Source organism: Macrococcus sp. GL_134, assembly GCF_057834705.1.
Window position 1 is genome coordinate 1,582,255 of the sequence record NZ_CM174409.1, and the last position, 18,528, is coordinate 1,600,782.

The window sequence follows — 18,528 nt, forward strand, 5'->3', positions numbered from 1 at the left end:
GAATCAGGAAGATTCGTATTCTAAAAGTTGAAATACTCCCGCAGAATAAAATATGGAGCGGAAGACAGGACTTACACCTGTATCTCTAACCAGGAAGGTTAGTATTCTAAAAGTTGAAATACTCCCGCAGAATAAAATATGGAGCGGAAGACAGGACTTACACCTGTATCTCTAACCAGGAAGGTTAGTATTCTAAAAGTTGAAATACTCCCGCATATATAATTTAATGGAGGCGCCAACCGGATTTGAACCGGTGATAAAGGTTTTGCAGACCTCTGCCTTACCACTTGGCTATGGCGCCAGAAAAAGCTGGGGTAGCTGGATTCGAACCAACGAGTGACGGAGTCAAAGTCCGTTGCCTTACCGCTTGGCTATACCCCAATAATAACAAGGGCGACTGATGGGAATCGAACCCACGAATGCCGGAACCACAATCCGGTGCGTTAACCACTTCGCCACAATCGCCATGGCAGGGGCAGTAGGAATCGAACCCACATCAAAGGTTTTGGAGACCTCTATTCTACCGTTAAACTATGCCCCTATAATGGTGGAGGGGGGCAGATTCGAACTGCCGAACCCGAAGGAGCGGATTTACAGTCCGCCGCGTTTAGCCACTTCGCTACCCCTCCAAAGGAATGGTGCCGGAAAAAGGACTTGAACCCTCAACCTACTGATTACAAGTCAGTTGCTCTACCAGTTGAGCTATTCCGGCATAATAAAAAGATGGCTCAGGACGGAATCGAACCGCCGACACATGGATTTTCAATCCATTGCTCTACCGACTGAGCTACTGAGCCATACATGGCGGTCCCGACCGGGATCGAACCGGCGATCTCCTGCGTGACAGGCAGGCATGTTAACCGCTACACCACGGGACCATTGTAATTGCGGGAGGCGGATTTGAACCACCGACCTTCGGGTTATGAGCCCGACGAGCTACCAGACTGCTCCATCCCGCGATAATAATAAGTATTTAAGCTGTTTGCTGAAGAAAAAATAATGGCGGAGGAAGAGGGATTCGAACCCCCGCGAGCCGTTAAGCCCCTGTCGGTTTTCAAGACCGATCCCTTCAGCCGGACTTGGGTATTCCTCCATTATATAAGTGGACCTTGCAGGACTCGAACCTGCGACCAAACGGTTATGAGCCGTTTGCTCTAACCAACTGAGCTAAAGGTCCTAAATCCAGAAGTTACACTTAAAAATTAGTGGCGGCAGAGGGGATCGAACCCCCGACCTCACGGGTATGAACCGTACGCTCTAGCCAGCTGAGCTACGCCGCCGTATTAAATTATTTATGGTGGAGACTAGCGGGATCGAACCGCTGACCTCCTGCGTGCAAAGCAGGCGCTCTCCCAGCTGAGCTAAGCCCCCATAAAATTTGTTGCTTAAGAAGTAAGTCGGGAAGACAGGATTCGAACCTGCGACCCCTTGGTCCCAAACCAAGTGCTCTACCAAGCTGAGCTACTTCCCGTAGCAAAATAATTAGCGCGCCCGAGAGGAGTCGAACCCCTAACCTTTTGATCCGTAGTCAAACGCTCTATCCAATTGAGCTACGGGCGCATGAATGGTGCCGAGGACCGGAATCGAACCGGTACGGTAATCACTTACCGCAGGATTTTAAGTCCTGTGCGTCTGCCAGTTCCGCCACCCCGGCTGATATTTATCGATTTTTGACAAAAAAATAATAATGGAGCGAAAGACGGGATTCGAACCCGCGACCCCAACCTTGGCAAGGTTGTATTCTACCACTGAACTACTTTCGCAAATATGGTGCGGGTGAAGGGAGTCGAACCCCCACGCCGTAGGCGCTAGATCCTAAGTCTAGTGCGTCTGCCAGTTCCGCCACACCCGCATATTTAAATGGTGAGCCATAGAGGATTCGAACCTCTGACCCTTTGATTAAAAGTCAAATGCTCTACCAACTGAGCTAATGGCTCTTACATGGTGCCGGAAAAAGGACTTGAACCCTCAACCTACTGATTACAAGTCAGTTGCTCTACCAGTTGAGCTATTCCGGCATAATAATAAAAATGGTGGAGGATGACGGGATCGAACCGCCGACCCTCTGCTTGTAAGGCAGATGCTCTCCCAGCTGAGCTAATCCTCCATATTAAATCTGCCCGGCAACGTCCTACTCTCACGGGACGTCAGTCCAACTACCATCGGCGCTAGAGAGCTTAACTTCTGTGTTCGGTATGGGAACAGGTGTGACCTCTCTGCCATCGTCACCAGACAGACGGGGAATATACCCTCAAAACTAGATAGGCATGAAGAAGAGATTCAACCGGCAATGCCGATAATCTTTGTTTGTCCAGCTGCGCTGTCTTTCCGCTTGCCTTCGCTTGTCTTAATTTGATTAAGTCTTCGATCGATTAGTATCCGTCAGCTCCACACATTACTGTGCTTCCACCTCGAACCTATTGACCTCATCATCTTTGAGGGATCTTATAACCGAAGTTGGGAAATCTCATCTTGAGGGGGGCTTCATGCTTAGATGCTTTCAGCACTTATCCCGTCCATACATAGCTACCCAGCTATGCCGCTGGCGCGACAACTGGTACACCAGAGGTATGTCCATCCCGGTCCTCTCGTACTAAGGACAGCTCCTCTCAAATTTCCTACGCCCACGACGGATAGGGACCGAACTGTCTCACGACGTTCTGAACCCAGCTCGCGTACCGCTTTAATGGGCGAACAGCCCAACCCTTGGGACCGACTACAGCCCCAGGATGCGATGAGCCGACATCGAGGTGCCAAACCTCCCCGTCGATGTGAACTCTTGGGGGAGATAAGCCTGTTATCCCCGGGGTAGCTTTTATCCGTTGAGCGATGGCCCTTCCATGCGGAACCACCGGATCACTAAGTCCGTCTTTCGACCCTGCTCGACTTGTAGGTCTCGCAGTCAAGCTCCCTTGTGCCTTTACACTCTGCGAATGATTTCCAACCATTCTGAGGGAACCTTTGAGCGCCTCCGTTACTCTTTAGGAGGCGACCGCCCCAGTCAAACTGCCCGCCTGACACTGTCTCCCACCACGATAAGTGGTGCGGGTTAGAAAGTCAACACAGCCAGGGTAGTATCCCACCAGCGCCTCCACGTAAGCTGGCGCTCACGCTTCAAAGGCTCCTACCTATCCTGTACAAGCTGTGCCGAATTTCAATATCAGGCTGCAGTAAAGCTCCACGGGGTCTTTCCGTCCTGTCGCGGGTAACCTGCATCTTCACAGGTACTATGATTTCACCGAGTCTCTCGTTGAGACAGTGCCCAAATCGTTACGCCTTTCGTGCGGGTCGGAACTTACCCGACAAGGAATTTCGCTACCTTAGGACCGTTATAGTTACGGCCGCCGTTTACTGGGGCTTCAATTCGTAGCTTCGCAGATGCTAACCACTCCTTTTAACCTTCCAGCACCGGGCAGGCGTCAGCCCCTATACGTCACCTTACGGTTTTGCAGAGACCTGTGTTTTTGATAAACAGTCGCTTGGGCCTATTCACTGCGGCTCTTCAGGGCTTGCACCCTAAAAAGCACCCCTTCTCCCGAAGTTACGGGGTCATTTTGCCGAGTTCCTTAACGAGAGTTCGCTCGCTCACCTTAGAATTCTCATCTTGACTACCTGTGTCGGTTTGCGGTACGGGCACCTAATTTCTAACTAGAGGCTTTTCTTGGCAGTGTGAAATCAACGACTTCGCTACTATAATTTCGCTCCCCGTCACATCTCAACCTTGATGAGCACCGGATTTGCCTGATGCTCAGTCTTGATGCTTGGACGTACATAACCAACAGTACGATCGCCTATCCTTCTGCGTCCCCCCATCGTTCAAACAATCTTAGGTGGTACAGGAATATCTACCTGTTATCCATCGCCTACGCCTGTCGGCCTCGGCTTAGGTCCCGACTAACCCAGAGCGGACGAGCCTTCCTCTGGAAACCTTAGTCAATCGGTGGACGGGATTCTCACCCGTCTTTCGCTACTCACTCCGGCATTCTCACTTCCAAGCGCTCCACATGTCCTTGCGGTCATGCTTCGACGCCCTTGGAACGCTCTCCTACCATTGTCCGTAAGGACAATCCACAGCTTCGGTAATATGTTTAGCCCCGGTACATTTTCGGCGCAGCGTCACTCGACTAGTGAGCTATTACGCACTCTTTAAATGATGGCTGCTTCTAAGCCAACATCCTAGTTGTCTGGGCAACGCCACATCCTTTTCCACTTAACATATATTTTGGGACCTTAGCTGGTGGTCTGGGCTGTTTCCCTCTCGACTACGGACCTTATCACCCGCAGTCTGACTCCCGCATTAAATTATCTGGCATTCGGAGTTTGTCTGAATTCGGTAACCCGAGGGGGGCCCCTAGTCCAAACAGTGCTCTACCTCCAGTAATCATCATGCGAGGCTAGCCCTAAAGCTATTTCGGAGAGAACCAGCTATCTCCAGGTTCGATTGGAATTTCTCCGCTACCCACACCTCATCCGCTCACTTTTCAACGTAAGTCGGTTCGGTCCTCCATTCAGTGTTACCTGAACTTCAACCTGGACATGGGTAGATCACCTGGTTTCGGGTCTACGACCTGATACTCATTCGCCCTGTTCAGACTCGCTTTCGCTGCGGCTCCGCATTCACTGCTTAACCTTGCATCAAATCGTAACTCGCCGGATCATTCTACAAAAGGCACGCCATCACCCATTAACGGGCTCTGACTACTTGTAAGCACACGGTTTCAGGTTCTATTTCACTCCCCTTCCGGGGTGCTTTTCACCTTTCCCTCACGGTACTGGTTCACTATCGGTCACTAGAGAGTATTTAGCCTTGGGAGATGGTCCTCCCGGATTCCGACGGAATTCCACGTGTTCCGCCGTACTCAGGATCCACTCAGGAGGGAACAGCTTTTCGACTACAGGACCTTTACCTTCTCTGGTTGATTGTTCCAAAATCATTCGTCTAAACTGTTCCTTTGTAACTCCGTATTGAGTGTCCTACAACCCCAGAGTGCAAGCACTCTGGTTTGGGCTCTTCCCGTTTCGCTCGCCGCTACTCAGGGAATCGAGTTTTCTTTCTCTTCCTCCGGGTACTTAGATGTTTCAGTTCTCCGGGTGTGCCTTCTCATATGCTATGTATTCACATATGGATAACATGACATGACTCATGCTGGGTTTCCCCATTCGGAAATCTCTGGATCAAAGCTTACTTACAGCTCCCCAGAGCATATCGTCGTTAGTAACGTCCTTCATCGGCTTCTAGTGCCAAGGCATCCACCGTGCGCCCTTAATAACTTAATCTGTTATTAATAATGTGATGTCTGCATGAATGCAGACGCGCGATTTCAAGAATTCATAAAATGAACTCACTCGGTATTGCTTGGTAAAATCTTTTTTCTTCTTCATTGCTTATCTAGTTTTCAAGGTACATTCTGAATGTATAAACATTCAAAACTGAATACAATATGTCAGCGTCAATTCCGAAGGAATCTCATGGATTCCTTTTCCGTATAATCCTTAGAAAGGAGGTGATCCAGCCGCACCTTCCGATACGGCTACCTTGTTACGACTTCACCCCAATCATCTGTCCCACCTTCGACGGCTAGCTCCTAAAAGGTTACTCCACCGGCTTCGGGTGTTACAAACTCTCGTGGTGTGACGGGCGGTGTGTACAAGACCCGGGAACGTATTCACCGTAGCATGCTGATCTACGATTACTAGCGATTCCAGCTTCATGTAGTCGAGTTGCAGACTACAATCCGAACTGAGAACGGTTTTATGGGATTGGCTTGACCTCGCGGTTTTGCTGCCCTTTGTACCATCCATTGTAGCACGTGTGTAGCCCAAATCATAAGGGGCATGATGATTTGACGTCATCCCCACCTTCCTCCGGTTTGTCACCGGCAGTCTCTCTAGAGTGCCCAACTGAATGATGGCAACTAAAGATAAGGGTTGCGCTCGTTGCGGGACTTAACCCAACATCTCACGACACGAGCTGACGACAACCATGCACCACCTGTCACTCTGTCCCCCGAAGGGGAACGCTCTGTCTCCAGAGTTGTCAGAGGATGTCAAGATTTGGTAAGGTTCTTCGCGTTGCTTCGAATTAAACCACATGCTCCACCGCTTGTGCGGGTCCCCGTCAATTCCTTTGAGTTTCAGTCTTGCGACCGTACTCCCCAGGCGGAGTGCTTAATGCGTTAGCTGCAGCACTGAGGGGCGGAAACCCCCCAACACTTAGCACTCATCGTTTACGGCGTGGACTACCAGGGTATCTAATCCTGTTTGATCCCCACGCTTTCGCACCTCAGCGTCAGTTACAGACCAGAGAGCCGCCTTCGCCACTGGTGTTCCTCCATATCTCTGCGCATTTCACCGCTACACATGGAATTCCACTCTCCTCTTCTGCACTCAAGTCTCCCAGTTTCCAATGACCCTCCCCGGTTGAGCCGGGGGCTTTCACATCAGACTTAAGAGACCGCCTACGCGCGCTTTACGCCCAATAATTCCGGATAACGCTTGCCACCTACGTATTACCGCGGCTGCTGGCACGTAGTTAGCCGTGGCTTTCTGGTAAGGTACCGTCAAGGTACGTTCAGTTACTAACGTACTTGTTCTTCCCTTACAACAGAGTTTTACGATCCGAAAACCTTCTTCACTCACGCGGCGTTGCTCCGTCAGACTTTCGTCCATTGCGGAAGATTCCCTACTGCTGCCTCCCGTAGGAGTCTGGGCCGTGTCTCAGTCCCAGTGTGGCCGATCACCCTCTCAGGTCGGCTACGCATCGTCGCCTTTGTGAGCCGTTACCTCACCAACTAGCTAATGCGCCGCAGGTCCATCTATAAGTGACAGCCGAAACCGTCTTTCACTGTTTCACCATGAGGTGAAACATATTATCCGGTATTAGCTCCGGTTTCCCGAAGTTATCCCAGTCTTATAGGTAGGTTACCCACGTGTTACTCACCCGTCCGCCGCTGACTTCAAGGAGTGCAAGCACTCCTGTCTGTCCGCTCGACTTGCATGTATTAGGCACGCCGCCAGCGTTCATCCTGAGCCAGGATCAAACTCTCCATAATAGTTTGTTTGATAAAAGCTCTTTAATTGGTTGAGCCAATCACTCTTCAGCAAGTACTTAAAGTACTCAAATTATTGGAATTAACGTTGACATATTGTCATTCAGTTTTCAATGTTCATTTTTCGCTGTTACAAGATTAAATTATATCAGCTATCTTCTTGTGAATCAAGCTTTTTCTTTAGGAAGTTTTACACTTAAGCGTTAGCTGCTCGATTGTGTTTTGTTCCGTCTTGCATAAAAAATTTTACTCGCTTTTTTCGTTAAAGACAAGCGTCTTTTTTACACTTTTGATAATTTAATTTTTCAAGCTGCTGCGATGTTTGTCTGCTGTTTTCAGCGACTTTTATATCTTAACAAGATGAATTGGATGAGTCAACAGTTTTTATCAACTTTTTATTAAAAACTTGTTCAGCTATATTCAGTATGCAGCATTACAGGAACTAATCGATTTTGTTCAGTTCATTCTATAGGAGATGTTGTGATATAATTCATGCAGTAAACAATCTAGGAGATGATCATTTGAAATTCGGCAAAAAGCCAGCAAGTAAAATCAATCGTATAAGAACATGGGCACTTAGTCTCATTTTCATTGCGATGTTTGTCATGTATTTAGGTGTTGTTCTATTCTACTTCACTAAAAGCCAGCTCTTATTCTCGTTATTCCTGCTGATCGGAACATTAGCTTTCATTTTAAGTTTTATCGTTTACTTCTGGATCGGTATGTTATCTACTCGTGCAATTACCGTCCAATGTCCTAACTGTAATCAATATACTAAAATGCTCGGTCGTGCTGATATTTGTGCACGTTGCAATGAACCACTTACACTTGATCCATCGTTGGCTGGTAAAGCATTTGATGAGGATTATAATAATAAACGTAAAAGTAAAAAACTTGAACAACCGCGAGAGACTAAATAAAAGACATCCTTCCTAATTGGAAGGATGTCTTTTATTCGTTAATGGTCAGCTTTCTGCTGGCATTCCGGGCAGATGCCGTAAATCTCCATCCGATGGTGGGTGACATTGAAGTTCGTGATGTGCTCCGCTATATTCTCTACTTCATCTAGTTTCGGATATTGAAAATCATTGATTTTCCCGCATTCGCTGCAGATGATATGGTAATGATTATGTGAGTCAAAGTCATAGCGACTGGCAGAATCACCATATGTCAGTTCTTTAACCAGATCACTCTCTTTGAATACTTTCAAGTTATTATAAACCGTCGCTACACTCATCGTAGGATATTGTGGAGATAACGCCTTATAGATTTCATCTGCTGTCGGATGGCTGTCCGCTTCGATTAAGTAAGTCAGTATGGCCTGTCTCTGCGGGGTAATTCTTACGCCACTGTCCCGAAGCTGCTGCACGGCTTCCTGCAGTTTAGTTTCCAGTGAAACTCTTGTAACCGCCATACCCGCACCTTCTTTCTACTTATAATTATTTACTTATATGATACTCGTTATAGACAAATGCTGTCAATGTAGAGGTCAGTAACCTTTATCATAATCTACAAGATTGACAAATTTATTGCTGTTATCAATACCCATCCTCATATTCTGCTTCAATATTTCAGTAGCACGTTCATTATACCTTCTGCTCAATCCGGTAATATGCGGCGTCATTATAACATTGTCCAGTTCATATAGCGGATGGGAAGAATCGAGCGGTTCATCATAATATACGTCAAGCGCGGCTTTTCTTATCACTCTGTTTGTTAATGCTGCGATAAGCACTGACTCATTGACCACTGTTCCACGTCCGACATTGATGAACAGCGCACTATCACCCATTGCCTTAAAATCATCCATGGTCAACAGCTCGGTCGTTTGTTCAGTTTCAGGCAGTACGTTGACGATAATATCCGCTTCACGGAAAGTTGTCTCTCTGTCAGCAAGCTGCACAGTCTTATCAAAGTGCTCAATACTTCTTCCATCTGTATTGATTCCAATAGTTTTCATGCCGAATGCTTGTGCGAGACGAGCTGCACGTACAGCAATCTCTCCTGTACCAAGGAAACAGATCACCGATTCAAACAGTTCAGTCGTTCTAATATTAGTCTTGTAACCACGCGTTTGCTGCAGCTCATGAAACTCATCAAGATGTTTATAGTCCGCCATAATATAAGCAAAGATGAACTCCGCGATTTGGATTTTATGAATACCTTTCGCGTTGGTCAAGATGATTCCATGTTCTTTCATATACTGTAACTGCAGTCGATTGACACCTGCTGCATACCAGACAAGCCACTTAAGTTTCGGCATCTGAGTGACGTCAAGCTCAGAATCATAAGCAATCAATACTTCAACTGTTTTAAGATCATCCTCTGTCAAATCATCAAGTGACGACCGCTCAATCCAGTCATGGTCACTGAACTCACTTTTTAAATCATCCAATAGTGTCTTTAAATTAACCGTTGATATGATTTTCATCAATGAACCCCCATATATCTTCCATCTGCTGTTTGACATTCACTTTATCAAAGCGTTTAAGGATTTCAAGATCCGGACCGATGATTAAAGTCGTACGCACAATGCCCATCGCTTCTTTGCCAAAACTCTTCTTTAATTGATAAATACCCAGCTGTTCTGATAACTTAAACGCTTCATCGACCAATAAATCAAATCCGACGCTATATTTGTTGATAAAGTTCTGATGCTTTTTCATGCTATCACCACTGACCCCGTAAACTTGAATACCCTTCTTAGTGAACTGCTCCATATTTTCAGTGAAATCAACAGCCTGAGTTGTACATGTAGGCGTATTATCTCTTGGATAGAAATATAGAATGGTCACTTGATCAAGCAGATCCGCTTCAGTCACCTGCTGTCCGTGCTGATTAACTAATTGAAATGCCGGCATTTTCATCAACTATTCCTCCTGCTCAAAGTTTTATGATATTTATGTTACGATAAGTGATGTAAAATATTAAGCAAAAGAGGTTATTAAATGAAATTTACTGAATCAGAACGTATCCAAAAAGAAGCAGACCGCTATATTCTCGGCGGTGTCAATTCACCTTCCCGGTCCTACAAAGCGGTCGGCGGCGGCGCTCCAGTCGTTATGGAACGCGGCGACGGTGCTTACTTCTATGACGTCGACGGTAATCAATACATCGATTATTTAGCAGCTTATGGCCCGATCATTGCTGGACATGCTCATCCTCATATTACAGAAGCCATCAAAAAAGCCGCTGAAACTGGTATTCTTTACGGTACACCGACAAAGCACGAAGTGACATTTGCAAAGATGCTGCAGGAAGCAATCCCTTCACTGGAAAAAGTACGATTTGTCAATTCGGGTACAGAAGCAGTTATGACTACAATTCGTGTGGCACGTGCCTATACAAAACGTGACAAAATCATTAAATTTGCCGGCTGTTACCACGGCCACTCGGACTTAGTATTAGTGGCAGCAGGCAGCGGTCCTAGTCAGCTCGGAACACCAGATTCTGCCGGCGTGCCGAAAAGCGTCGCACAGGAAGTCATTACTGTACCGTTCAATGATATTGACTCATTCAAAGAAGCCATCCATCATTTCAGCGATCAGATTGCAGCAGTTCTCGTTGAACCGATTGTCGGTAACTTCGGTATTGTCGAACCCGCTGAAGGATTCCTTGAAGCAATCAACGATATCGCACACAGCAATGGCTCACTTGTCATTTACGATGAAGTCATCACAGCCTTCCGCTTCTGTTACGGCGGTGCGCAGGATATGCTCGGCGTCAAACCTGATTTGACAGCATTCGGAAAAATCATCGGCGGCGGCCTGCCAATCGGGGCTTACGGCGGACGCCAGGATATTATGGAGCACGTTGCACCGCTCGGCAAAGCTTATCAAGCAGGAACAATGGCCGGTAATCCGCTCAGCATGCAGGCCGGTATTGCGCTGCTTGAAGTCATCAAAGAAGAAGGAACTTATGACTATTTAGACCGATTAGGCAGACAGCTGGAAGACGGCATCAATGCACTGATCACAAAATATAACATACCAGCGACCATCAACCGTCTAAAAGGTGCAATGACGCTGTACTTCACTACTGAAAAAGTCACTAACTATGAGCAGGCTGAAAATACTGACGGAGAATTATTTGCCCGTTTCTTCAAGCTGATGCTGAATGAAGGTATTAATTTAGCACCTTCCAAATATGAAGCGTGGTTCATTACGATTAGACATACAGAAGAAGATATCAACAACACATTGATTGCTGTTGAAAACAGTTTCAAGCAGCTTTCTCTTGTAAAGTAAATGCCTATAAGGTATAAGAATAGTAATGTCATAGTCTAGTGAGGTTACTATATGAAACTAGGAGCTCGAATATTCAAAACAGGTGTATCCATAGCACTGGCGTTATCTCTCGCCCAGCTCATCAATGTTCAAGGATCGGTTGTAGCCGGTATCTCTGCATTGTTCGCAGTTCAACCAAGCGTCTATAAATCATATAAGACGATCATTGAGCAATTTCAAGGGAATTTAATCGGTGCCCTGCTTGCGGTGATTATGGTACAGCTGTTCGGCGTTCATATTTTAATCAGCGCATTGTCGTCTATTATATTGATTGCTCTGCTGAGCCAGCTCAAACTTCAAAATGTCACAGGACTGGCAGTCGTAACGCAGCTGATTATTATGGATCATCATGAAGGTGACTTTTTCCAGACAGCCTTGATGCGTTTCACGTTCGTCATGATCGGTGTCATCAGTGCGTTTATTGTCAACCTTGTCTTTCTGCCACCGAAGTATGAGACGAAACTTTATTACAACTGCCTCAATGTATGCGGAGATATATTCAAGTGGATCAGACTCAGCATTAACGGGACGAGCGAGTATCAAATTGTCAAGAAAGACCTGGAAGACTTTCAGTCGCGGATTATCTCACTTGAGACGCAGTATGATCTGTATAAGAATGAACGTGCCTATACGAAAAAACAGGCTTACAGGAATACTCGGAAAAAAATTCTGTTCAAAGAAATCATCAGCTCAACTAGGAAAGCTTATGAACTGCTCAAAAAGTTGAACCGTTACGAGAATGATATATTAAATCTGCCAGAAGATTTAAGAGTGCAGATCAAGTTCGAACTGGACGAACTGATGACTTATCATGAGGAACTGCTGATGCGTGTCACGAATAAAGTATCTTTAGGGCGCGCTGCCGATACATCTCTCGTTACTGAGCAATTCAAAGAAGATCTGCTCGATGCTTATTTGAAAGAGTTGAACCGTTATCATGCTCACGAGGAAAATTACTATAAGCAGCATGTCTTCCAAGTCATCGGTGCCATGTTTGAGTACCGCGAGAAATTAGAACATCTGGATACATTGACTCATAGCTTCTACAAATATCACAAAGAAGAACAGAAAATCAATGTAGAAGACGAGAACTTCGATATGTAATAGAACACCCCGCTGCTTATAAGCAGCGGGGTGTTCTATTATGACCAGCCAAGGTTAGCTGCAGCTTTCACTCTATCTTTTGAGACGTACGGATTACCTTTAACAGTGAAGCGGTACAAATAATCGCTTGCTTCCTCTTTGTTGGCTATTCCGATTCTTTTTGATTCAACGATCGCTTCAGGCGTCTGCCCTTCTGTAATTATAATCGGTCCTTCATTCAACTTCAGTCCATTATGCAGTTCACGCTTGACACCCATACTCTGAGTCAGTTTGCCAGGTCCGTCTGTCAGATGGTCCATTCTTCCTCGGCGCTGCTGCATCACTTCAATCCCTTCAATCGGTTCAACCGCACGAATCAGTATTCCTTCGGGTGATTCAGCGTCACGCGTAATGAAGTTCATGCAGTGATGACCGTGCATCGTATAGACATAGATAGTACCGAACGGTCGATACATCATTTCATTCTTCTTTGTGCGCCGCCCACCATAAGCATGGGCCGCCTTATCATTAATTCCTAAGTAACCTTCCACTTCTGTAATATAGCCTGACGCCGTCACCCCATCAACGATAGTCGTCAGTCTTTTGCCGAGCATTGCTTTTGCTGCAGCCAATGTATCATGTTCCATGAAACTTAGATCCACTTATATCTCCTCTTTCAAAAAACCTGTTATATGATAGTCATATCATATAACAGGCAGATAGTTGCTTCAATCCATTGGAGGTATTATCCCTCCAAATGCTGAATGGTATATAGGTTATAGTAATGGGATTGATTGTCCATCAGTTCATGATGTGTGCCGGTTTCAACGATTTCACCGTTTTGAACGACGACAATTTTATCCGCATGTGTAATAGTCGATAAGCGATGAGCAACAATGACTGTCGTCCGGTCTTTTGACAGTGTTTCCAGCGCTTCCTGGATAACCGCTTCACTTTCAAGATCCAGTGCACTGGTTGCTTCATCAAGAATTAGTATCGGCGGATTCTTCAGGAAGACACGGGCAATAGCCACACGCTGTTTCTGACCACCGGATAATTTGACGCCGCGTTCTCCGACTTCAGTCTCATATCCATCTGGTAGACTCATGACAAAGTCATGCGCATTAGCGAGTTTCGCCGCGTAGATCATCTCTTCTTCAGTGGCATCTGGTTTACCGAGCAGAATATTCTCTCTGATTGATTCCGAAAACAGAATATTGTCCTGCATCACCATACCGATCTGACTACGCAGACTTTCTATCGTATACGCATCAATCGGGCGGCCGTCCACTAAAATCTTACCTGAAGTTACATCATAAAATCTTGGAATCAGACTGATCATCGTTGACTTACCGCCGCCGCTCATACCGACGAATGCTACGGTCTGACCACTCTTAATGTCCAAATCGACATGACGGAGCACTTCTTTGTCATCTTCATTGTATTTAAATCCGACTTGATTGAACGTAATATTACCATGTTCAATTTTCATCGGTTGTGCTCCCGGCTTATCTACAATGTCATACGGTTCATCAAACAACTGGAACATTCTATCCATGGACGCTAAACTTTGCGTCAGTGTTGTTGATGATGATACTAGTCGTCTCAGTGGTCCATACAGTCGGTCAAGATATGCGATAAATGCCGCTAAACTACCGACTGTCATGCCATCATCGATGACAAAGTAAGCACCGAATCCGACGACAAGTAGTGGTCCGATATCTGTCACTGTATTGATGACAGCGAAACTTTTGGCATTCCATTTCGTATGGTCAGTGGCTTTTGTCAGGAAATTCATATTTCTTTTGTTGAACCGTGCATTTTCCTGCTCTTCTATCGCAAAACTTTTGATGACAGTCATACCCTGTACCCGTTCATGCAGAAATCCTTGAACTTCGGCCAGTGCCTGTGACCGTTTACGTGTCAGCTTTCTAAGATTACCGAAGAAGTAATAGACGCTGAATATATAGAACGGAAAAATAATCAATGATACGAGTGTCAATTTAGGATCCATCGTCCACATGATGGCAAGTGCAATGATGATCGTGACCAGATCCAGCCAGACATTCATCAGCCCTGTGATGATAAAGTCTTTAGTTGATTCCACGTCGTTAATGACGCGTGAGATCACTTCACCGACTTTGTTGTTTCCGTAGAATCGAACACTTAACGCCTGCAGATGACGATAGAGCTTCTTACGGATGTCATAGAGTATTTTGTTGCTGGTCCACTGTGCTAAGTATTGACGATAGTATTCCACAGGCGGACGGATCACAGTAAAAATAAAACCGAAAATCAGCAGTACGCTAATCAGTGCATCTTTTTTATCTGCAATCGTCATCGTCTGGTTACCGATTACATCATCAATGACGTATTTGATCAACAGTGGTATAAGCAGTGGTATACCGAATTTTAATATACCGATTAAAATCGTCAGAATGATCAGCCATGTATACGGCTTAACAAACTGGAGATACCTTCTTAACATTAAATCATCTCCTCAAAATTAAGAATCAACCTATACGAGGATAGGTTGATTCAGTCTTCCATCATACGTTTTTGCAGATGAAATCGTTCCTGCCAGACTTTGATGAAGTCCGGCGCAAATGGTCCTTTTTTTCGTTCAATCCATTGCTGCAAAGTGTCAACGTTTCGTCTCAGGATCCGATCGATCTCCGGGGGGTAATTCATCTGTTTCATATGCTGCTGATATTCGTCTTCATCCAGCAGATGATATTTGCCGTTCGGATAGACTTTGATATCCAAATCATAATCAATATATTTGATAGCCTCTGTATCATAGACAAATGGTGATGACAGATTACAGTAGTAGTAGACGCCATCTTCTCTGAACATGCAGATGACATTAAACCAGTATTCTGCATGGAAATAAACGATGGCAGGCTCTCTCGTAATCCATGTCCGACCATCACTTTCAGTGACAAGCGTCCGATTGTTCCCTCCGATGATGACATGATTGGTTCCTTTTAAAATCGTTGTTTCAGACCAGACACGGTGTATTTTTCCATTATGCTTATAGCTCTGGATCTGCACATTCCGGCCTTCTTTTGGTATGGATTCTTTGACCATGTTCCACACCACCTAATATTTTGTATTTGCATACATATTATAGCATAGATTGATGGTCATGAAACGAATTTGTCTAGCCCTCGTGGTTAAGATAATAGTCATAGATTTTATTCATCGATACAGGGAAAGTATAATGGTCACGTTCATCTCGTGACATTAAACGGTAATCGCCTTGTGCAGGGTCAGTCGTTCTAAACAGATAGACATCAAGCAGCCAGTCAAGATGGGTGAATGTATGGGTCACTGTATGATTCCACTCTTCTTCCTGATAGAGATTCATGCCGAGCATATCTTCTATTTCAGCGAGACTTAAATCTTCATCCACCATCGGGAACTGCCACATTCCACCGAGCAGACCGTTTTTCGGTCGCTGTGTAATGAGCAGTTCACCTTTGTCGTTGACGACAAGAAGCACTTTGTAGCGATATGATTTCCGGTTTATCTTCTTGGTTTTGACTGGTCTGATGTCAACCGTCCCTTCGGCAAATGCTTCGCAGTGCTGCTGCACCGGACACAGCATGCAGATTGGATTCTTCGGTGTACAGACTGTCGCACCGAGCTCCATCAAGGCTTCATTGAAATCTCCTGCCGCCTCTGGCATGACAGCCATTACTTTGTCTTCAAAATGCTTTCTCGCTGTACTTTTTGCGATATCAGCGGCATCATCATCAAGTCTCGAGAAGACCCGGTAGACATTGCCATCCACTGCCGGATACTTAAGATTATAGGCAATGCTCATCACGGCCCCTCTTGTATACGGGCCGACGCCTTTTAACTTCAAGAAAGCATCACCGTCTTTCGGTACGACGCCACCATACTGTTCCTGAACTTCTCTGACACCAGACTGGAAGTTTCTGATTCTGGAATAATAGCCGAGGCCTTCCCAGTATTTCAGCACCTCATCTTCATCTGCTGCTATCAAACTCTCCATTGTCGGGAAACGCTCGATAAATTTGTTGTAATATCCTTTGACTGTAACGACCTGCGTCTGCTGAAGCATCACTTCAGACAGCCATATTTTATAAGGATCATTCGTTTCACGCCAAGGCATAGACCGTTTATTCTTGTGGAACCAGTCAAGCAGGTTCTCAGAAAATGCTTCAGATTTGTACAATGATTTCATCTCCAGATACTAAATGTTTATGTAAATACAAGTGTTGGATTATAATGATATTAAAGGAGGGATAGTATGGATACAGCAACACATTTAGTCATGGGAGCAGCAATCGCCGGAATAGCAACGATTGATCCTGCTGTTGCAGCGCACTATCCCTTGTTTGTGGCAGCTGTCGTCGGCGGCTCGCAAATACCGGATATCGATACTGTTTTGAAATTCAAAAATAATGCCGTCTATATTACTCATCATAGAGGAATTACACATTCTATTCCATTCACACTCATGTGGCCCATACTTATTACGTTCATCGTTTATTTGATCAATGCTGATGCTGATCTCGTTCATTTTTGGGCATGGACACAGCTTGCAGTGTTTCTGCATGTATTTGTTGATATTTTTAACTCATATGGTACTCAGGCGCTGCGGCCATTTTCAAAAGAATGGATACAGATCGGAATCATCAACACATTTGATCCTTTTATTTTTTCCCTGCTGCTTGCAGGTTGTGTCATCTGGGCGTGGGGCGGCCAGCCCTTCTATACGTTCATCGCTATCTTTTTCATACTAGTCATCTACTATATCATCAGAAGAATTCTGCAGCAAACGATTAAGACGAGAGCCATGAAGAAAATCGCAGCAACTGAACAAATCAAAAAAGTTTTCGTTGCGCCTACAGCTGAATTCTATGAATGGCGCGTCGGTATACAGACTGATCAATATGACTATATCGGGAGAAGTTACGGTACAACGGTTAACTTCAGTGACAAGTTCACAAGAGAGCCCTATCCGCCTGACGAAGTGATGATCTACGCAAAAGACGATCCAAACCTTGTTGCTTTCAAAAGTTTCAGTTCTATCTATCGATGGACATTAGTCGAAAAATCTTTCGGCTATGAACTTAGATTGATTGACCTGCGCTACTTGAAAGACGGCCATTATTCGTTTGTTGCCATACTTAATCTGAATCATGCCTACGAAGTCACGCACAGCTATACAGGATGGGTATTCTCAGAAGAAAAACTACAGGATAAGCTCATGAACAGTGCTATTAAAAAGAATATACAGCGGCAGTAATAAAAGAGGAGGTCATACAGACCCCCTCTTTTTTATTGAATCGACTTATTCGTTAATTGTTAATGTTTTTTCATGTTCAGCTCATCTTTAAGCAGCTTGTACAAATAACCCGCCCATATATAGACTAATATCAGCTCAACTAAAAACAGCAGATGATTAGGATAATTATAAAATGCGGATGTCCCAATGACCATTGATTCCTGAAAACCATTGACTAAAAAATAAAATGGATTCAACTTCAGGATGTTAAGCAGTACGCCTGGAACCGAAGAAGGTATCCATAATATCGGCAGTGTCATCAGAAGAATGACAAGTCCAGCAGCAATCTCCCTGCTGCGCTGCTGAACAAGGCTGATGATGATACAGACAGGCAGTAAGAACAAATAAGTCAAAATGATAAAATAACTTACCCCGAGCCAGCTTGTTTCAACAGTAATACCATTCGCCGACTTAATGATCAGCAGCATGATCAATGAAATAACAAATGTAATAAAGAAATTAATAATCTGTATATTGACCAGCACATATAACGGCAGATTAGTAATATTCAAAATAAACCCTTTACGCGGCAAGATGAAATTTGAAATAAATAGCGCGCCTGCCATCCAGAAGAAGATGACATATCCACTCAACTGAAATACTCTTGTCGATTTTTCAATCGGCTCACTTGTCATCAAATTGAGCAGCATAAAGGCAAAGAAGATGACGATAAGATTCATGGCTAAAAAGAAGACATACTGCTTGAGACGATAGCGGAGTTCGATCAGTATATTTCTCAGCATATAGGGAACATATTTAACTAAATTGATCAATTCATTCATTCTATTCA

At 45.0% G+C, this 18,528-nt stretch carries 12 protein-coding genes, 21 tRNA genes and 3 rRNA genes; 4 read left to right on the forward strand and 32 right to left on the reverse strand.

The features are described from left to right. Window positions 1–227: 227 nt before the first annotated feature. From AC3IPL_RS08180 to AC3IPL_RS08295, 24 genes are all read right to left on the reverse strand, one after another. Window positions 228–301: transfer RNA gene (locus AC3IPL_RS08180), tRNA-Cys, on the reverse strand. Between the two features lie 8 nt (window positions 302–309). After that, window positions 310–381 (reverse strand) — tRNA-Gln (locus tag AC3IPL_RS08185). Between the two features lie 11 nt (window positions 382–392). Next, window positions 393–465 (reverse strand) — tRNA-His (locus tag AC3IPL_RS08190). A 2-nt stretch (window positions 466–467) separates the two neighbouring features. Continuing rightward, window positions 468–541, reverse strand: a tRNA-Trp gene (locus tag AC3IPL_RS08195). Between the two features lie 4 nt (window positions 542–545). Continuing rightward, a tRNA-Tyr gene (locus tag AC3IPL_RS08200) sits at window positions 546–629 on the reverse strand. Between the two features lie 7 nt (window positions 630–636). Then, a tRNA-Thr gene (locus AC3IPL_RS08205) sits at window positions 637–712 on the reverse strand. Window positions 713–724: 12 nt separating this feature from the next. Continuing rightward, window positions 725–797, reverse strand: a tRNA-Phe gene (locus AC3IPL_RS08210). 5 nt (window positions 798–802) lie between these two features. Then, window positions 803–878, reverse strand: a tRNA-Asp gene (locus AC3IPL_RS08215). Between the two features lie 7 nt (window positions 879–885). Further along, window positions 886–959: transfer RNA gene (locus AC3IPL_RS08220), tRNA-Met, on the reverse strand. A 41-nt stretch (window positions 960–1,000) separates the two neighbouring features. Beyond that, a tRNA-Ser gene (locus tag AC3IPL_RS08225) sits at window positions 1,001–1,093 on the reverse strand. A gap of 10 nt (window positions 1,094–1,103) precedes the next feature. Further along, window positions 1,104–1,177: transfer RNA gene (locus tag AC3IPL_RS08230), tRNA-Ile, on the reverse strand. 29 nt (window positions 1,178–1,206) lie between these two features. Beyond that, window positions 1,207–1,280 (reverse strand) — tRNA-Met (locus AC3IPL_RS08235). 15 nt (window positions 1,281–1,295) lie between these two features. Beyond that, a tRNA-Ala gene (locus tag AC3IPL_RS08240) sits at window positions 1,296–1,371 on the reverse strand. A gap of 26 nt (window positions 1,372–1,397) precedes the next feature. Continuing rightward, window positions 1,398–1,471: transfer RNA gene (locus tag AC3IPL_RS08245), tRNA-Pro, on the reverse strand. Between the two features lie 15 nt (window positions 1,472–1,486). Then, a tRNA-Arg gene (locus AC3IPL_RS08250) sits at window positions 1,487–1,560 on the reverse strand. Between the two features lie 5 nt (window positions 1,561–1,565). After that, window positions 1,566–1,654, reverse strand: a tRNA-Leu gene (locus tag AC3IPL_RS08255). 34 nt (window positions 1,655–1,688) lie between these two features. After that, window positions 1,689–1,763, reverse strand: a tRNA-Gly gene (locus AC3IPL_RS08260). A gap of 5 nt (window positions 1,764–1,768) precedes the next feature. Next, window positions 1,769–1,852 (reverse strand) — tRNA-Leu (locus AC3IPL_RS08265). A 9-nt stretch (window positions 1,853–1,861) separates the two neighbouring features. Further along, a tRNA-Lys gene (locus AC3IPL_RS08270) sits at window positions 1,862–1,937 on the reverse strand. 5 nt (window positions 1,938–1,942) lie between these two features. Beyond that, window positions 1,943–2,018: transfer RNA gene (locus AC3IPL_RS08275), tRNA-Thr, on the reverse strand. A gap of 13 nt (window positions 2,019–2,031) precedes the next feature. Beyond that, window positions 2,032–2,107, reverse strand: a tRNA-Val gene (locus AC3IPL_RS08280). Between the two features lie 11 nt (window positions 2,108–2,118). Further along, window positions 2,119–2,233 (reverse strand): 5S ribosomal RNA (gene rrf / locus AC3IPL_RS08285). Between the two features lie 119 nt (window positions 2,234–2,352). Beyond that, window positions 2,353–5,277: ribosomal RNA gene (locus AC3IPL_RS08290) — 23S ribosomal RNA — on the reverse strand. Window positions 5,278–5,497: 220 nt separating this feature from the next. Further along, a 16S ribosomal RNA gene (locus tag AC3IPL_RS08295) occupies window positions 5,498–7,052 on the reverse strand. Together the 16S, 23S and 5S rRNA genes with 21 tRNA genes alongside form the textbook arrangement of a ribosomal RNA operon. A gap of 518 nt (window positions 7,053–7,570) precedes the next feature. Here AC3IPL_RS08295 and AC3IPL_RS08300 point away from each other — a divergent pair. Further along, window positions 7,571–7,969: a DUF2614 family zinc ribbon-containing protein gene (locus tag AC3IPL_RS08300; protein WP_489240525.1), complete on the forward strand. Its 399-nt coding sequence runs from the start codon at window positions 7,571–7,573 to the stop codon at window positions 7,967–7,969. A 38-nt stretch (window positions 7,970–8,007) separates the two neighbouring features. On the opposite strand, the gene perR is transcribed toward AC3IPL_RS08300, so the two are convergent. From perR to AC3IPL_RS08315, 3 genes are all read right to left on the reverse strand, one after another. Beyond that, window positions 8,008–8,463, reverse strand: coding sequence for a peroxide-responsive transcriptional repressor PerR (gene perR / locus AC3IPL_RS08305; RefSeq protein WP_489240527.1), 456 nt, complete (start codon window positions 8,461–8,463; stop codon window positions 8,008–8,010). 75 nt (window positions 8,464–8,538) lie between these two features. Then, the gene (locus AC3IPL_RS08310; protein WP_489240529.1) at window positions 8,539–9,480 is read right to left on the reverse strand and encodes an NAD(P)-dependent oxidoreductase; all 942 of its coding nucleotides are present in this window, start codon (window positions 9,478–9,480) and stop codon (window positions 8,539–8,541) included. Further along, a complete protein-coding gene (locus AC3IPL_RS08315) occupies window positions 9,458–9,916 on the reverse strand; it encodes a peroxiredoxin (RefSeq protein ID WP_489240531.1) in 459 nt (152 codons plus the stop codon). The genes AC3IPL_RS08310 and AC3IPL_RS08315 overlap by 23 nt, the downstream gene beginning before the upstream one ends. Window positions 9,917–9,997: 81 nt before the next feature. Between AC3IPL_RS08315 and AC3IPL_RS08320 the strand changes: the two genes are divergently transcribed. Both AC3IPL_RS08320 and AC3IPL_RS08325 read left to right on the forward strand, forming a co-directional pair. After that, entirely contained in the window at window positions 9,998–11,296 is a 1,299-nt protein-coding gene (locus tag AC3IPL_RS08320) for a glutamate-1-semialdehyde 2,1-aminomutase (RefSeq protein WP_489240533.1), read from the forward strand. Between the two features lie 51 nt (window positions 11,297–11,347). Next, window positions 11,348–12,439: an FUSC family protein gene (locus AC3IPL_RS08325; protein ID WP_489240535.1), complete on the forward strand. Its 1,092-nt coding sequence runs from the start codon at window positions 11,348–11,350 to the stop codon at window positions 12,437–12,439. Window positions 12,440–12,477: 38 nt separating this feature from the next. Here AC3IPL_RS08325 and AC3IPL_RS08330 read toward each other — a convergent pair whose 3' ends face one another. The 4 genes from AC3IPL_RS08330 to mutY all read right to left on the reverse strand — a co-directional run bounded on the left by AC3IPL_RS08330 (window position 12,478) and on the right by mutY (window position 16,622). Continuing rightward, entirely contained in the window at window positions 12,478–13,080 is a 603-nt protein-coding gene (locus AC3IPL_RS08330; protein WP_489240537.1) for a DNA-3-methyladenine glycosylase, read from the reverse strand. Window positions 13,081–13,163: 83 nt separating this feature from the next. Then, window positions 13,164–14,906 carry an ABC transporter ATP-binding protein gene (locus AC3IPL_RS08335; RefSeq protein WP_489240539.1) on the reverse strand — a complete coding sequence of 581 codons (1,743 nt, stop codon included), beginning with the start codon at window positions 14,904–14,906 and terminating at the stop codon, window positions 13,164–13,166. A 50-nt stretch (window positions 14,907–14,956) separates the two neighbouring features. After that, complete coding sequence (ntdP, locus tag AC3IPL_RS08340; protein ID WP_489240541.1) at window positions 14,957–15,508, reverse strand: nucleoside tri-diphosphate phosphatase; 552 nt, start codon at window positions 15,506–15,508, stop codon at window positions 14,957–14,959. A 73-nt stretch (window positions 15,509–15,581) separates the two neighbouring features. Next, on the reverse strand, window positions 15,582–16,622 hold the full coding sequence (gene mutY, locus AC3IPL_RS08345) for an A/G-specific adenine glycosylase (protein ID WP_489240543.1): 1,041 nt from the start codon (window positions 16,620–16,622) through the stop codon (window positions 15,582–15,584). A gap of 75 nt (window positions 16,623–16,697) precedes the next feature. On the opposite strand from mutY, the gene AC3IPL_RS08350 reads away from it, so the two are divergent. Beyond that, entirely contained in the window at window positions 16,698–17,699 is a 1,002-nt protein-coding gene (locus tag AC3IPL_RS08350; RefSeq protein ID WP_489240545.1) for a metal-dependent hydrolase, read from the forward strand. 59 nt (window positions 17,700–17,758) lie between these two features. On the opposite strand, the gene AC3IPL_RS08355 is transcribed toward AC3IPL_RS08350, so the two are convergent. Next, entirely contained in the window at window positions 17,759–18,520 is a 762-nt protein-coding gene (locus AC3IPL_RS08355) for a hypothetical protein (RefSeq protein ID WP_489240547.1), read from the reverse strand. Between the last annotated feature and the right edge of the window lie 8 nt (window positions 18,521–18,528).

Excerpts from the sequence above, each read along its gene's own strand:
- AC3IPL_RS08355 (WP_489240547.1), bottom strand. The coding sequence starts at position 18,520 with ATGAATGAATTGATCAATTTAGTTAAATATGTTCCCTATATGCTGAGA.
- AC3IPL_RS08325 (WP_489240535.1), top strand. The coding sequence starts at position 11,348 with ATGAAACTAGGAGCTCGAATATTCAAAACAGGTGTATCCATAGCACTG.
- AC3IPL_RS08310 (WP_489240529.1), bottom strand. The coding sequence starts at position 9,480 with ATGAAAATCATATCAACGGTTAATTTAAAGACACTATTGGATGATTTA.
- ntdP (WP_489240541.1), bottom strand. The coding sequence starts at position 15,508 with ATGGTCAAAGAATCCATACCAAAAGAAGGCCGGAATGTGCAGATCCAG.
- perR (WP_489240527.1), bottom strand. The coding sequence starts at position 8,463 with ATGGCGGTTACAAGAGTTTCACTGGAAACTAAACTGCAGGAAGCCGTG.
- AC3IPL_RS08335 (WP_489240539.1), bottom strand. The coding sequence starts at position 14,906 with ATGTTAAGAAGGTATCTCCAGTTTGTTAAGCCGTATACATGGCTGATC.
- AC3IPL_RS08315 (WP_489240531.1), bottom strand. The coding sequence starts at position 9,916 with ATGAAAATGCCGGCATTTCAATTAGTTAATCAGCACGGACAGCAGGTG.
- AC3IPL_RS08350 (WP_489240545.1), top strand. The coding sequence starts at position 16,698 with ATGGATACAGCAACACATTTAGTCATGGGAGCAGCAATCGCCGGAATA.
- AC3IPL_RS08320 (WP_489240533.1), top strand. The coding sequence starts at position 9,998 with ATGAAATTTACTGAATCAGAACGTATCCAAAAAGAAGCAGACCGCTAT.